The following is a 14,085-nucleotide window of genomic DNA, read 5'->3' on the forward strand; positions in this document are numbered from 1 at the left end:
CCAATAGATTATTTTACAACGCTGGTCGAGTATCACCACGTTGGCCATGTCATACACAACCTGTCGTCGGTGCAGCGGGACAGACGAGACGGCGCAAGTAGGTGGTGGGCAGTGACGCTGCTCGAGGTCACGGACCTGCAGGCGGGCTACGGGGACCTGCAGATCCTCGACGGAATCGACCTCACGGTCGACCGCGGCGAGTACGTCACCATCATCGGCCCGAACGGCGCCGGCAAGAGCACCCTCATGGACTCCATATTCGGCCTCACCGACCACAAGGGCGGAACCGTCACCTACGACGGCACGGACATCACCACCCTCGAGACGGAAGAGCTCATCCGGAAAGGGATGAACTACGTTCCTCAAGACGACAGCATCTTCCAGACCCTCTCCGTCATCGAGAACCTCAAAATGGGAGCGTACACCGAAGACGAACTCTCCGAGGAGAAACTCCAGGACATCTACTCGCGATTCCCCATCCTCGAAGAACGTACCGGCCAGATCGCCGAAACCATGAGCGGCGGCCAGCGACAGATGCTCGCCATCGGCCGAGCGCTCATCTCCGAACCCAACCTGTTGCTGCTGGACGAACCGAGCTCCGGACTGGCACCCCACCTCGTCGACGACCTCTTCGACAAAATCGACGAAATCAACGCCGAGGGCACCGCCATCCTCATCGTCGAACAGAACGCCGAAGAAATCCTCCACCGTGCCGACCGCGGCTATCTACTGACCGACGGCACCATCCAGCGCGAGGACACCGCCGAAGCCATGCTCGCCGACCAGGAAATCCGCCAAGAATTCCTCGCCGGCTGACACCCCAAAGCCCTAAATTTATAGTCTACGCCCCCAACCTCTATCTGTGACAACCCTTGACTTGCAGCTACAGCGGCAGGGAGCGTCGAATTCGGAATCCGTGAGCGTCACGGTCGACCGCATCGCCAACTGCGGGTGGACCGGCCGCAACGACGAGGAAATCCGCAAACACATCGAGGAACTCGAGGAGGAAGGTATCGAGGCACCCGACGAGTTCCCCGTCATCTACCCCAAACCGTACCATCTCATCACCACCAGCGACGACGTCGAGGTCATCTCCGAGAAGACGTCCGGCGAGGCCGAGTTCGTCCTCTTCCCCCAGGCCGACACTGACGACGTGTACGTTGGGCTCGGAAGCGACCACACGGACCGGGAGATGGAGACCGAGAGCATCGTCGTCGCGAAGAGCCTCTGCCCGAACGTCGTCGGGACCGACCTCTGGCTACTCGAGGACCTGCAGGACCACTGGGACCAGATCGAACTCCGCAGCTGGACCAGAGCTGACGGGGAGCGCATCCTCTACCAGGACACCACGCTCGAGGCGATTCTCCCGCCGGCGGACCTGTTCGACCTCGTCGAGGAGACGACGACCAGCCCGACTGAACACACCGCGATTTTCTCAGGGAGCGTCGGCACCGAGACCGAGGACCTCATCCACGGTGACGCCTTCGAGGTAGAACTGCACGACCCGGTGCTCGATCGGACTATGCGCGTCGAGTACGAGGTCTCCGTCCTCGACTGGCTCGCCGAGGACTGACGAGCGCGTCACTCTCCTTCCGTCGATATCGTTCGAGAAACCACCGACAGTTCGTGACTACAGAACTGTCTGTGGAGTGAAGCCGCCGGTCAGCGGATCAGTTACCGTCTTCGTAGTAGCGTGTCTCGAAGGTCATGCAGCCGATGGGGGTCTGATAGGGGCCGTGCTTCATGCCCGGCGTCCGGCAGGCGTAGGTCCCAGCTGTGAACACCTCGTCCAGCGTCGTGTCGATGAGGCCGCCAGAGATGACGTACACCTCCTCGTAGAAGTCGTGAATGAGGACTTCGTTGGTCTCGACACCTGGTTCGAACTTGAGGATGCGGCTGTGGCTTCCGTCCTCGTCCATGTACAGGACCTTCTCGTAGATTCCGTCCGGGTAGCCCTCGACGGGTTCCCACTCGATACCGCTATCTGCTGCTAATGGGTCGAAAAGCTCCTTGTCTTCGGTTGGCATACCAGTACGACCTTCTCGGCAGCAGGTATTATAGGTTGTGGTCGGTGAAGTCGCGGCGCAGTGAATGACACAGGACCGCGCTCGGGAGCACAGACCGTCAGCACGCTGAGCGAGCAACAGTTAAGAGGTGACGGACACGTGGTAGGAGTATGCGAATCGCGAGTGTGCAGTTAGAGGCTGGACCGAACGCAGAAGACAATGTCGCGAAGGTGGAGGCGAGAATCCGCGACGTCGCCGACAGCGGGGCAGACCTGGTGGTGCTCCCGGAGATTTGGAACCTCGGCTACTTCGCCTTCGACGAGTACGCGGCAGGCGCAGAGCCGATCGACGGGCCGACGATGTCCCACCTCCAGTCGCTGGCGGACGAACTCGACCTCTACCTCCACACCGGGAGCATCGTCGAAGCGGACGGCGATGACCTCTACAACACGAGCGGGCTCGTCTCCCCCGAGGGTGAACTCCTCGACACGTATCGGAAGATCCACACCTACGGATACGGCTCTAGGGAACAGGAGCTACTGACGAACGGGAAGCGAGTCGTCACTATCGACACCGTGTTCGGAACGGTTGGACTGGTGACCTGCTACGACCTCCGGTTCCCGGAACTGTTCCGGGCACTCGTCGACCAGGGCGCAGACCTGTTCCTCGTCACCTCGGCGTGGCCTATCCCGCGGCTGGAGCACTGGCTGATGCTCAACCGGATGCGGGCAGTCGAGAACCAGGTGTTTCTCGCGGCCTCGAATCTCGTCGGCCAGAACCAGGGCGTCGAACTCGCCGGCCACAGCCTCGTGGTCGACCCCTGGGCGACGCCGCTCGCGAACGCGGGGTTCCACGAGCGGACCGTCGTGGCCGATGTCGACCTAGACATGGTCGCAGAGGCCCGTGACGACTTCCCCGCCCTGGCCGACCGGCAGTTCGACCTCTCCTACGATCTGTAGCGCGGCGGACATTCGGCAACTATTGCTGCATTCATTCGACTTACACTGCGAGTCCGCGAGCGTTCACTCGACCGGACGCAGCCACTCGGCACCCCACCCCCCTCGGTCGTTAACCATGGGCTCACCGCCGCAGGTAGTGGATCATTCGAGGGCACCCCAACCCCCCGTCCGGTCGCACTTCTCAACGGTTCTCTCTCTCCCCCTTTGCTACACCAACGATGTCACGACGAGCGACTGGCCCGTCGTTAGCCCGGTTCGTCGACATCCGTGGCGAGCCCAGGGACCAGCGAGTCCGCTCCGCAGGGGTCGACCTCACGCAGGGTCGCCACACACATACCAAATATACAACAGGAAACAATATTGTTAACGTCGTCGGCTCGGAAGTGTCGGGATACATGCTCCTTGGACGGATTCTCGCGCAGACTGCGACCCGCTGCCCGGACAACGAGGCGATGGTTCAGGGTGAGCGCCGACTCACCTACGACGAGTGGTACGGCCGCGTCAACCGCGTGGCGAGTGCGCTGGCTGACCTCGGCGTCGAGGCGGGCGACCGCGTGGGCATCCTGACCCGTAACCGGATCGAGCAGGCCACGACGTACTTCGCCGCTCAGCAGTGTGGGGCGGTCGCGGTTCCGATGAACTACCGGCTCTCGCCCGACGACCTCGTCCACGTCGTGACGACGGCCGAGACGTCCGTCCTGCTGTACGACGAGGAACTGGCAGCCCTCGTCGCGGACAACAGCGACGACCTGACCCCAGTTGCACACTACTTTTCCACGGGCGACGACCCCAGTCTGGGGGAACCGTTCGCCGTTCTGGGCGAGGACGCTCCGGCGACGGCGCCCGACGACGCCGACATCGACCCAACGGACCTGGCCGTGATGATGCACACCTCGGGGACGACGGGACGGCCGAAACTCGTCGAGACCGACCACCGGAGCGTCTGGGCCAACGCGATGGCCTGTCTGAGCGAGTTCGACTACCGACAATCGGACCGTTCGCTGCACGTCGCACCGATGTTCCACTCTGCGGACTACCTGAACGTGCTCGTGCCGAGTGTACTCGCGGGGGCGACGAACGTGATCCAGCCCCACTTCGACGCCGAGCAGACCCTCAACGTGTTCGGGTCGGAGTCGATCACGGCCATGCTGGGAGTCCCCACGCATCTCAAGCGGATGATGGACGCCGGTGGCGAAGAGTACGACACCTCGTCGTTGCGCATCGTGCTCAGTTCCGGTGCGCCCATCCCCGACGACGTCGCCGAGTGGATTTCGACGGCACTCTGCGAGCGCCACTACAACGCCTACGGCCTCACGGAGACGACGGGGATGGTTACCCTACGGGACTCAAGCATGCCAGCGAGCCGCCCGTCGGACTACTGTATCGGCAAGCCGTTCCTCAACGTGGACGTGCGCATCATCGAACTGGACGACGGGGCTGCCCCGACTGACACCGTCGAACAGGGCGAGCGCGGCCGACTCATCGTCCGCGCGCCGAAACTCATGCACGGCTACTACGAACAGCCCGAGAAAACCGCGCAGACTCTCCACGGCGAGTGGCTCTACACGAACGACATCGCCCTCCTTGGCGAAGACGGCCGCTACTACATGTTTGACCGCATCGACAACGTGGTCATCTCCGGCGGTGAGAACATCTACCCCCTGGAAGTCGAGCGCGCGCTCCGAGCCCATCCCGACATCAAGGACTGTGCGGTGATCGGCGAGCAAGACGACGACCTGGGTGAGCGCATCGTCGCCTACGTCGTCTCGGCCGACGACTCGCTGTCCGAGAGAGATATCGAAGACTACTGGCGCCACGAACAGACCGCCGTTGCGGATTACAAGCGTCCCCGAGCGGTCCACTTCGTCGACGAGCTCTCCGACATCGCGTAGCCCCACTGTCGATTGCGATTCGAGCGGATTTCTCCCGGAACCACCGGTATCCGGGTTGTGACTGCTGAACTGAACGCCAGCGAGCTTAGCCGAGCGTGACCAGTGCCACACCAGCGATGGCGACGAGGATGCCGAGGACCGTCCCGAGGGTCACCCGCTCGACGTCCCGCAGGAGCACGGCCGCGGAGATGGTCGTGAACAGCGGTGCGGTCGCCGACAGCGGGTCGACGATGGCGACGTGACCGTTTTCCAACGAGAGCGCCTGGAACAGCAAGAGGAGCCCGACGCCGGCGAACACGCCGGCGACACCGAAGTACGCGTACGACTCCCGAGAGCCGTCGAGGTCGTGGTTGCCGGAGACGACTGCTACCCCCACCACGAACAGCAGTGCCGCGAGGTCTCCGACGGCGATTGCCTGGAGCGGATCGACAGTCGCGGTCGTGAATCCGAATCGGCGGATCACGTTGCCGAGCGCGTAGAAGGTCGCCGCGACGAGGGGGAACAACAGATACCGTCGGTCCCACCCTTCGATGTCGCCGCCCTTCGACACCGTGAGCACGACGAGGCCGGTGACGATGACGAGCGTGCCGACCGCGACCTGCGCCGTGACGGTCTCGCCGAGCCAGATGATGGCGAGTCCCACCGCGAACAACGGGCGCGTGTTCGTGAAGGCGTTCGTGATGGTCGAGCCGACTTCGGCGACCCCGACGTAGAAGAGGAGCCGACCGAGGCCCGACGAGACGACCCCGGCGACCGCGAACAAGACGACAGTCTCGGCAGTGATTCCTGCCAGGGCGGCCACATCGCTCGTGACGAACAACAGCACCCAGTACAGCGCGGTCCGGGTCGCGAGGACGACGAGCGTGCTCTGCATCCACGTGCCGTCGCCATCGAGGCCACGCTTCGAGAAGACCGGCCCGAGCCCCCAGAACAGGGCCGTTCCGAGTGAGAGGACGTACACGTCGATCGACGACCCGAGAACCATCGTTCTCTACCCTCACGCGGCGGACGTATAATCCAACCGGTCGGGGTGAAGTGGTGCCTCTCCACCGAGCCTTCCGAGACCCGCTCGCTCTCCCCCTAGAGCCCGCCACGTCGTCGAGATTGCCGCGGAACTCGCCGTCTAGAGCGGGATTGGAACGGTCCTGAGAGTAGATCAGCTCCCCTCAGGATTCACAGCTATCCGAAGAAAGTGTCGGGAGAAGCGACGATATGTAACGAGCTTTCTCGCAATCACGCAACGACCAGCGCGGAACCCGGTCGAAGACGGTAAAATCGGCCGATTGCGAGCGCCGAAACCCTTTAGCTGGCCTCCCCCGTTCCCAGCGGTACCGGAACTGATACGATGCTCAGGGAGCAGATAGCACGGGAGATCGGCGACGAGTCTGTGGAAACGATTCTCTATCGGGAGAACAGCGGGACGCTGGTGGACCCCGACGAACGGTGGCGAGAGTTCACCTCGCTCGCGGAGGTGCCCGACCAGCCACTCGGCGGGTGGGAGGAACTCATTGTCTACACGTCGAAGCACGTCCACCGCTGGGTACCCACGGGGTACGGAAACGGCGCGACGACGGTGCCGCGGCATCCGGCCGCGGCCAGGGAGGACGCGGAACGAGCGGACCACCCAGCCCGCCCCAGTCATTCGTGACCGCAAGGGGGTGACCGTGGCGGCTACGCGCCCGAATTGCTCAGACGGTGGGGCACGCGACCCATCGAGACGAACCGCGGAGCGAAGGGCAAGCCTCGCCGTAGCCTTTATCTGCTCGCGCACGTCGTAGGTCGTATGTCAGTACCCGACGAGACAGTCTGGCTGCAGGAACTGACCTGGCAGGACTTCGAGAGCTACGTCGAAACCGAGGACCACCCGACGGTCATCGTCCCCATCGGCTCGACAGAGCAGCACGGGCCCCACCTCCCGCTCGGGGTCGACGCCTACCAGGCGAAGGACATGGCCGAGGAGATAGCCGCGCGGACAGGCGTGCTCGCCGCCCCACCCATCTGGTACGGCGACGCCGACCACCACCTCGCGTTCCCCGGGACGGTCTCGCTGTCGAGCGAGACCGTCGTGGCCGTGTTGACGGACATCTACGAGAGCCTCCTCTCCCACGGCGTCGAGAACATCCTGACCGTCAACGGCCACCGGATGGCCAACAACGCCGCCATCGAGATCGCGGCCGACAACGTCAAAGATGACCATCCGGAGGCGTTCTTCGCCACCATAGACCTCGTGCTATTCGGGGTCCGCATCTACCGCGAGATGCGCGAGGGCGACAAGGAGGCGGGGTTCCACGGCGGCGAGTTCGAGACGTCGTTCATCATGCACAAACACCCCGACCTCGTCAAGGAAGACGAGTTCGTCGCGTCGGCCGCCGGCGGGTGGACGCGCTTTACCTCCAACGACTACGTCAACCTCGACGACAAGGTGATGACTGCCAAGTCCCGCCACGACTGGCCCGAGGACGCACTCGGCCACCAGGGCGACCCGACAAAGGCCAGCGCCGAGAAGGGCGAGGAGCTCATCGAGCGCCTGTGTGACAACGCCGAGGAGTTCCTCGACGACCTCCGGGCGTTCCGGACCGCGCAGCAGTCCGACGACGGCGGCTCCCTGGGCCTGAGCTACTGAGCGCAGGGCTAATCGGCGTGAGCCAAACATCGTCCCGTCCATCGTGATACCGGCGTTCACAGCGACAGCGACGACGTTCCAATAGGCGACAGCGAGACGCCGTTGGCCTCCCGCTGCCTCTGCCAGCCAGCGACCCCAACTGACTTCTTGGCGGCTGTACCGCCGACAAACTAGCCCAAGGTACAGACGATCTGTGCGTTTCCTTACGAGGAACAGATTCCCACGGTGTGCTGGTTTAACATACACACGTTCCGCATTACGGATTATAATCTCTCCATGTAGAATGTGGAAATCAACCAAAGTCGAATGGATTTGCCCAGTTTGAGCGGTCGTGCAGGTGAGACCGCGAACATCACTGTTCCGCATTACGGATTGTTACGCAGACACCCATCTCGTCACCCGAAGAAGCCGTACGCCTGCTGACGTTCACCTGGTCGATCCGCATTCTCCACAGAGGAGGGGGTCCGATGTCCGAGCAACACTGAAGTGACGGTGCGCTGGACTACACTGCCGGACGCTGAGAATTCCGAGGGGGCGAGCCCACGGATAAGGCCAGGAAGGCCATCCAACGCGACACCCTCGACGGCATGGGAGAACAGTTGGAGCGTCGATGATTCGGTACCGACGGCGAGGCCCAGAGCTTCCGTGAACTCGCCGAGCGGTTCAATCTCGCCGTCCTCGAGGCGGCACTCCCAGACACCGGCGAGCAACCACTGGACGGGGAAATCGAGACGGCCTACCAGGCACTCGTCGACGACGACGTCAGCAGCGGCGACCGCACGCAGGTCCGTCGGACTCTCGATCGCAACGGAATCGACGTCGATAGCCTCGAACAGGAGTTCGTCACCCACCAGGCGATACACACGTACCTGACAGAGGCCGGGACATCACCAAGGAGACCGACGACTCCGACCGCGTCGAATCGGGCACCATCAAGCACCTGCAGACCGGCTGAGTGCGGTGGCGAACAGTCTCTCTCAAAGCTCCGGGACGCGAGCCTGCTCACCCTCGGCAACTTCGAGGTTCTGATCACCGTCGACGTGGTCTGTACGGACTGCGGGGCGCACAAGTCGGTCACGGAACTGCTCGACGACCAGCGCTGCAAGTGTGACGAGTGAACCGCTGGCCGTGAAGAACCCGTTACAGCACTAGCGTTGTAATACAAAAGTAGGAAGATCTCGTCAGTATCGACCGGACGCAGGATGAACTCACGAAGGTCGGCATCCAGCTCGACGGCGCGGCGCGCCTCGGTGCCCTCCAGAAACGCCGCGAAGAGGTCCAGTATCTCCAGGTCTTCAAGATAAGGGTCCGGGGGTGCGGTTGGACGGAAATCCCGTACTCAGTCACGTCCGGTGAGCAGGAGACATGAGACGAAGACTCGTCGAGTTTGGACGGACATGCGGCAGAGTCTGTTCCGTATAACGGAAAACCTGTTGGCCCGGTGTACTCTCTGACACCAGTTTCCGCCGTGGGGAGATGCACCGGGATAGAAGAGAGTCCAGCCGCGTTACAGAACTGACCAGACCTGTCGGCTACCCCGTGTTCAGTGAGCGTGCGAATTATCGTGGTGCCAGCTAGACACCAGTCGTGACCGGCCGGCTGTCCACGACCCATTCCAGCATGGTGAAAAGGGTCGACATGAACGATGACAGTCTGAGCTCTACGTTGCGAACGATTTCTGGTCAGTTCTCGTGCCCGCTGACTGTGACACTACTCAGAATTAATTTATCTATACGTTCCGTACTGTCCGCCGCCGAATCGAACCCCACGGTCTGCGCTCCGTGGGTCGAGAGTACCGCACCGGTTCGACGCCGTAGCCGGTGGGTGTTGTACCGCTAGTCGTTTCCGGCGATGACGCGGGGGTGGATCGGCCCCTCGCGCCCCTCGAGGTGCGCCGGCTCGCGGTCGTTGTGGACCGCCAGAAGCTCGGCGACGATACTGTGGGCGATGCCGTAGGGCGTCCCCGACCCCAGGTCGAGCCCGACCGGCGTCTGGATGCGGTCGAGTTCCGCTTGCGAGAACGTCCGACCCTCGTCGGCGAAGGCTTCCTGCATCTCCTCGAACCGTTTCCGGGGGCCGAGCAACCCGATGTAGGGAACGTCGGTGTCGAGCAACGCGTCGAGCGAGAGGCGGTCGTCGACGAAGTTGTGGGTCATCGTCACGACGTAGGTCGAGTCGTCGAAGTCGTGGGCGTCGGCCAGCTGTGCCGGTGAGGTCGAGAACACCTCGTCGGCCCGGGGGAACCGCTCGGCCTGGGCGTTGACGCCCCGGAAGCCGATGACGGTGACCTCGAAGTCGACGTTCTTGGCGAGTTCGACGACCGGGCCGACGTCCGGCCCGGTTCCCAGCACCACGAGCTTCGGCGAGGGGACGAGCGTCTCCACGAACACGTCGGCCTCCTTGCCGTCGGCCGCGACGCTGACGGTCTGGCTCTTGCCTGCCTCGACAAGCGCCCGCACGTCGGCCTCGGCGCCGCGCTCGACCCAGGATGGCAGGTCACCGGCGAACCCCGACTCGAAGTCGTACTGGCCGGTTGCGAACCGCGGCCCGTCGCCGTCGAGGAGGACGAGGCTCGCGAGGCAGTCGTCATCGGGGAACAGCGGCCGCTCGACCCCGGTCAGGGGCTCGAGCAGAATGTCGATGACGCCGTTGCAGCCGACGCCCAGCCCCCAGATATCGTCGTCGTCTTCCATCAGGTCGTAGGTCTCGACGCGGGGCTCGCCCGCCGCGACGACGTCGGCAGCCAGCTGGCGGACCTCGTCCTCGAGACAGCCCGCGGTGACGTTACCGAAGCTGTCATCCTGGGTGATGACCATCCGCGCACCGGGTCGGCGGTACGCGCTCCCGCGGACGCCGACCACCGTCGCGAGGACGCCGTTGCCGTCCTCGTCGGCGAGCAGCCCGCGGATACGTTCGCGAACGTCTTGTTCGGGAACGCTCCAGTTCTGTTGGCTCATACGATAGAGAGAGGCGATAAAACGTATTAACCTTCTGTCGACAGTCCGATATTCCTCCGTCCCGGGCAGCCAGGGCAGACCGAGCTAGAGGCTCAGAGATCCTCGGGCAGGTCGACGTCGTACCGGACCCCCGGGTCGCCGGTCTCGACGGCCACGGCCCGGTCGTCGGTGTGGAAGATCTCCCGACCGCCGACGTCGCCGTCGATGTCCAGCAGGACGTCGAAGTAGCTGCGGTCGAACAGCGTCGGGTTGCCTCTGGTTCCGTCGTAGGCAGCAGCGATGACCGTACCCACCCCGAGTTTGTAGGCCCGAATGAGGCGGTCGACCGTCGCGGCGTCCACGGTCGGCATGTCCCCCAATGACAGGACGACGGCGTCGGCGTCGCGCTCGGCCGCGGCGGCGACACCCGTCGCGACGGACGTGCTCTGCCCCTCGGCGTATCGTTCGTTCGTGCGAACGATAACGTCGAGTTCCGCGAGCGCGTCCCGCACTCGGTCGGCCTCGTGGCCCACGACGACGGTGACGCCGGCGAGGTCGGCATCCAGCAGCGTCGACGCGGCGTGGTAGACCAGCGGTCGGCCGTCGAGTTCCGCGAGGAGTTTGTTGTCGTCACCGTACCGGCTGCTGGTCCCCGCGGCGAGGACGACGCCGTGGATTTCGGGGTCGTCGGTACGGGCAGCATCGTGTCCGGCGTTTCGGTCGGCCCCGGCCTCGATGTGGGCGTCACGGTCGGCGTCGGCGTCGAGGTCGATGACGGTGATGTCCTGGGGGTCGTACATCAGCGTTCGACCGAGGCGTAGGGGATGACGTCGACGGGGTCTCCCTCGGCGAGGTCGGTCTCGGTGAGGACGAAGCCATCAGCGCGGGTCGCTCTGGTGCTCGAAGACAGCACGCTCGGGTCGAAGGTGTCCTCGTAGACATCGATGGGCGAGTCGGTGTGGCCGAAGGGTCTGGCGACGCCGTCCGTGAGCGTCACGGGGACGGCGTACTCGAAGCCGTCGGGGCCCATCGCGAGGTCGGTCGAGACGGTGGCCTCGACCGCCGGCAGCGCCGTTTCGCCGGTGAAGAAGGGCCGCATCACCAGCGTGGAGATCGTGTGGGCTCCCAGCGGCTTGCCGGGGATGGCGAAGGCCACGGCGTCGGGCAGCGTCGCCAGCGCAATCGGTTTGCCTGGGCGGACCCGTACGCGGTGGAACTCGACAGTGCCCAGATCCGCGAGCGACCGGATGACGTAGTCCTTGTGCCCGACGCTGGTGCCGCCGGTCGTCACCACGACGTCGTACTCCGCCGCGAGGTCGGCGATGGCGTCCGTGACGCGGTCGGACTCGTCGGGGACGGTTCCCTCGTAGGTCGCGTCGTGGCCCCACGACCGGACCAGCCCCATCAGCATCGGCGAATCCAGGTCCGACTGCCGCCTCTCGTGGATCTCGGTGCCCGTCGCGAGGACACCGACGGAGAGGCGTTCGGTGACGTCGACCTGCTCGCGTCCGAGGTCCCCCAGCAGGATGGCGTCGATGGGTGAGAGCCGCTCGCCGGCGGCGAACAACTGCTCGCCCTCGCGGACGTTGCTGCCCTTCTCGTAGGTGTAGGTTCCGGGTTCGAGCGTCGTCCCCCGGAGCTGGTCGTCCTCGACCTCGGACTCCTCGCGCTTGAGGACGGCGTTGGCTTCCGGTGGGAGGGGTGCCCCGGTGGCTATCTCGACGGCCTGGCCGGGTTCGATCGACGGTGGTTCGTCCTCGGGATATATCTCGACGTCGGTGACAGTCAGCGGGTAGTCGTCGGTCGCGTCGAAGGCGTAGCCGTCCATCGTCGCGTGGTCGTAGTTCGGGATGTCGGCCTGTGCGACGACCGGGCTGGCGAGCGTCCGGCCAGCGATCTGATCGAGGCTGACGGACTCGGTGGGCCGGGTAGCGAGCGCCCGCTCGCGGGCGTCGAGTACCTGCTCGACCGCGTCGCGCCGCCAGACCATGTCCTCGTGGTCGTGTGCCATTCTCGTGTGCTACGAGGGCGAAACACGGTAAAAGAATGTCGTCCGCGATGGAATCTCCGAGGCATTGCGTGGGAGAGGGACGGACAGTGGCCTGTCCCGGGCGACGAACGTACCGCACCGAGCCCCGGCCAGTCGAACGGCCGGGGGCGTTCATGCGGTTGACCCTTCTACCGGTCGAAGATCGTCCCGAACGCCAGCGGTTCCTAGCGACGAACTTGATGAATGATGTGGTCGAGTTGGGGCAACAGCAGGTCCTCGACGCCAAGGCGGACGGCGTTCTCGCTGCCCGGCAACGCCACCACCGGCGGAACTCCTCGCCGAAGCCCGGCAACTCCCGGTCGAACAGCGGCTCCAGGGCCTCGACCGTCACGTCGTCCGGCGTAATCCCCGTCCCACCCGTCGTCACCACCACGTCGACACCGCTCTCGACCGCGTCCGTAACAGCCGCCCGAATGGCTTCGACATCATCCGGAATATTCGGACGGTTGGAACGACCCCGACGTGAACCACGGGACCGGCCAGATAGGTAGTGACAAACCACCTTATTGTGTTGCTATCCGCCCACCGTATTCGAAACGGTTTTTCTGCCCGACCCCGGAACGTGGATGTAGGATGGCCGAAGATATGGACGCGAACGCCGGGAGTGTGGAAGAGCGGCACCGACAGAGCAAGGTCGGGCGCGTCATCATCGACAGGGATCTAGGCGACATCGGCGCAGCGCTCGAGCACCACTGGACAGCCGAGGATCAAGAGAGCATGAGTCTTCGCACGCTCGCCGACTTCTTCAACCAGCGAGTGCTGCGTGGAGCGATGGAGGACGCCGGGATGCAGGTGCTCGACGGCGAGGCAGAGAACCTCTACGAGCTGCTGACCGGCGACGATGTGAGTGGCGGGAGTCGCGTGCAGGCCAAGCGACGGCTCGAACGAGAGGGGCTCGACGTCGGCGCACTCATGTCGGACTTCGTCTCACACCAGGCAGTACACACCTACCTGACGAAGTACCGTGGCGCGTCGGCACCAACGTCGAACACGACGTCGGGGACCGATTCGGAGCGGACCACCATCCAGCGGCTTCGGAACCGGCTCGCCGCCGTCGTCACGAACAGCCTCACCTCCCTCCGATCGAAGGGCCAGCTGACTCTCGGTGAGTTCGACGTCTTCGTAAACATTCAGATCAGGTGTGACGATTGCGGCACCCAGCTGACCGTGAGCGAACTCTTCGAGACGGGAGGTTGTGAGTGCGATCGAGTGGAGTGATGCCACCGTGCTGGCAGTGCTAGCCCGGGCGACTACGGCGAGGTGCCGGTGGGCGCATCCGAAACGAATCGTCCTCGACTCATCACTCGAGGACACTCGTCCGGTATTAGCGGACCGAAGATACCCCGATGTGGACACGATCGTGAGAGCGTGGCAGTTGGAATGACAAGACCATGAGTGGTATGTTCCATCGGCCCAGTTCAGAACGTCACTCAACCAGCCATGTATGGGAGGCGCTATCGGTGACTCCCACGACCAAGCTGCGGCCTAGCGTCGATCGACGGCCGAGGGGCCTTACGATGCATTTATTACGTGTCGTCAATTGGTACCACGTGCCGGGATACGTGTCCAGTCTTGGGAATCCATGGTGGCACAGCGGTTATCCAACACTGATAGGCACG

General features: G+C 64.0%; 12 protein-coding genes and 2 pseudogenes. 8 read left to right on the forward strand and 6 right to left on the reverse strand.

Going from position 1 to position 14,085, the window contains the following annotated elements; genetic code table 11:
- Positions 1-111 precede the first annotated feature (111 nt).
- Together NL126_RS03530 and NL126_RS03535 are read left to right on the forward strand one after the other, a co-directional pair.
- Positions 112-816, forward strand: a complete 705-nt coding sequence (locus NL126_RS03530) for an ABC transporter ATP-binding protein (protein WP_255197489.1) — start codon at positions 112-114, stop codon at positions 814-816.
- A gap of 46 nt (positions 817-862) precedes the next feature.
- On the forward strand, positions 863-1,573 hold the full coding sequence (locus NL126_RS03535; RefSeq protein WP_255197533.1) for a DUF2848 family protein: 711 nt from the start codon (positions 863-865) through the stop codon (positions 1,571-1,573).
- A 97-nt stretch (positions 1,574-1,670) separates the two neighbouring features.
- Here the strand turns inward: NL126_RS03535 and NL126_RS03540 are convergent, their stop codons facing one another.
- On the reverse strand, positions 1,671-2,027 hold the full coding sequence (locus NL126_RS03540) for a cupin domain-containing protein (protein ID WP_255197534.1): 357 nt from the start codon (positions 2,025-2,027) through the stop codon (positions 1,671-1,673).
- Between the two features lie 149 nt (positions 2,028-2,176).
- Between NL126_RS03540 and NL126_RS03545 the strand changes: the two genes are divergently transcribed.
- Both NL126_RS03545 and NL126_RS03550 read left to right on the forward strand, forming a co-directional pair.
- Positions 2,177-2,965: a carbon-nitrogen family hydrolase gene (locus NL126_RS03545; RefSeq protein WP_255197535.1), complete on the forward strand. Its 789-nt coding sequence runs from the start codon at positions 2,177-2,179 to the stop codon at positions 2,963-2,965.
- Positions 2,966-3,360: 395 nt separating this feature from the next.
- Complete coding sequence (locus NL126_RS03550) at positions 3,361-4,857, forward strand: class I adenylate-forming enzyme family protein (RefSeq protein WP_255197536.1); 1,497 nt, start codon at positions 3,361-3,363, stop codon at positions 4,855-4,857.
- A gap of 85 nt (positions 4,858-4,942) precedes the next feature.
- On the opposite strand, the gene NL126_RS03555 is transcribed toward NL126_RS03550, so the two are convergent.
- Positions 4,943-5,842, reverse strand: a complete 900-nt coding sequence (locus NL126_RS03555; RefSeq protein WP_255197537.1) for a DMT family transporter — start codon at positions 5,840-5,842, stop codon at positions 4,943-4,945.
- Between the two features lie 360 nt (positions 5,843-6,202).
- Here NL126_RS03555 and NL126_RS03560 point away from each other — a divergent pair, with 360 nt between their 5' ends.
- The 3 genes and pseudogenes from NL126_RS03560 to rdfA (NL126_RS22000) form a co-directional block, all read left to right on the forward strand.
- Positions 6,203-6,505: a hypothetical protein gene (locus NL126_RS03560; protein WP_255197538.1), complete on the forward strand. Its 303-nt coding sequence runs from the start codon at positions 6,203-6,205 to the stop codon at positions 6,503-6,505.
- Positions 6,506-6,640: 135 nt separating this feature from the next.
- The gene (locus NL126_RS03565; protein WP_255197539.1) at positions 6,641-7,480 is read left to right on the forward strand and encodes a creatininase family protein; all 840 of its coding nucleotides are present in this window, start codon (positions 6,641-6,643) and stop codon (positions 7,478-7,480) included.
- A 680-nt stretch (positions 7,481-8,160) separates the two neighbouring features.
- Positions 8,161-8,598, forward strand: a pseudogene (gene rdfA / locus NL126_RS22000) (rod-determining factor RdfA); the annotation flags it as partial.
- A 717-nt stretch (positions 8,599-9,315) separates the two neighbouring features.
- Here rdfA (NL126_RS22000) and NL126_RS03575 read toward each other — a convergent pair.
- From NL126_RS03575 to NL126_RS22100, 4 genes and pseudogenes are all read right to left on the reverse strand, one after another.
- Entirely contained in the window at positions 9,316-10,437 is a 1,122-nt protein-coding gene (locus NL126_RS03575) for an XdhC family protein (protein WP_255197541.1), read from the reverse strand.
- A 92-nt stretch (positions 10,438-10,529) separates the two neighbouring features.
- On the reverse strand, positions 10,530-11,216 hold the full coding sequence (locus NL126_RS03580; RefSeq protein WP_255197542.1) for a nucleotidyltransferase family protein: 687 nt from the start codon (positions 11,214-11,216) through the stop codon (positions 10,530-10,532).
- Positions 11,216-12,427 carry a molybdopterin molybdotransferase MoeA gene (locus tag NL126_RS03585; RefSeq protein WP_255197543.1) on the reverse strand — a complete coding sequence of 404 codons (1,212 nt, stop codon included), beginning with the start codon at positions 12,425-12,427 and terminating at the stop codon, positions 11,216-11,218. Before NL126_RS03585 ends, NL126_RS03580 begins: the two co-directional genes overlap by 1 nt.
- Positions 12,428-12,785: 358 nt before the next feature.
- Positions 12,786-12,968, reverse strand: a pseudogene (locus NL126_RS22100) (molybdopterin-binding protein); the annotation flags it as partial.
- A 71-nt stretch (positions 12,969-13,039) separates the two neighbouring features.
- Here NL126_RS22100 and rdfA (NL126_RS03595) point away from each other — a divergent pair.
- Complete coding sequence (gene rdfA, locus NL126_RS03595) at positions 13,040-13,684, forward strand: rod-determining factor RdfA (RefSeq protein WP_255197544.1); 645 nt, start codon at positions 13,040-13,042, stop codon at positions 13,682-13,684.
- Positions 13,685-14,085: the final 401 nt, after the last annotated feature.

Source organism: Halorarius litoreus, from assembly GCF_024362405.1.
In the GTDB taxonomy this organism is placed as follows: domain Archaea; phylum Halobacteriota; class Halobacteria; order Halobacteriales; family Haloarculaceae; genus Halorarius; species Halorarius litoreus.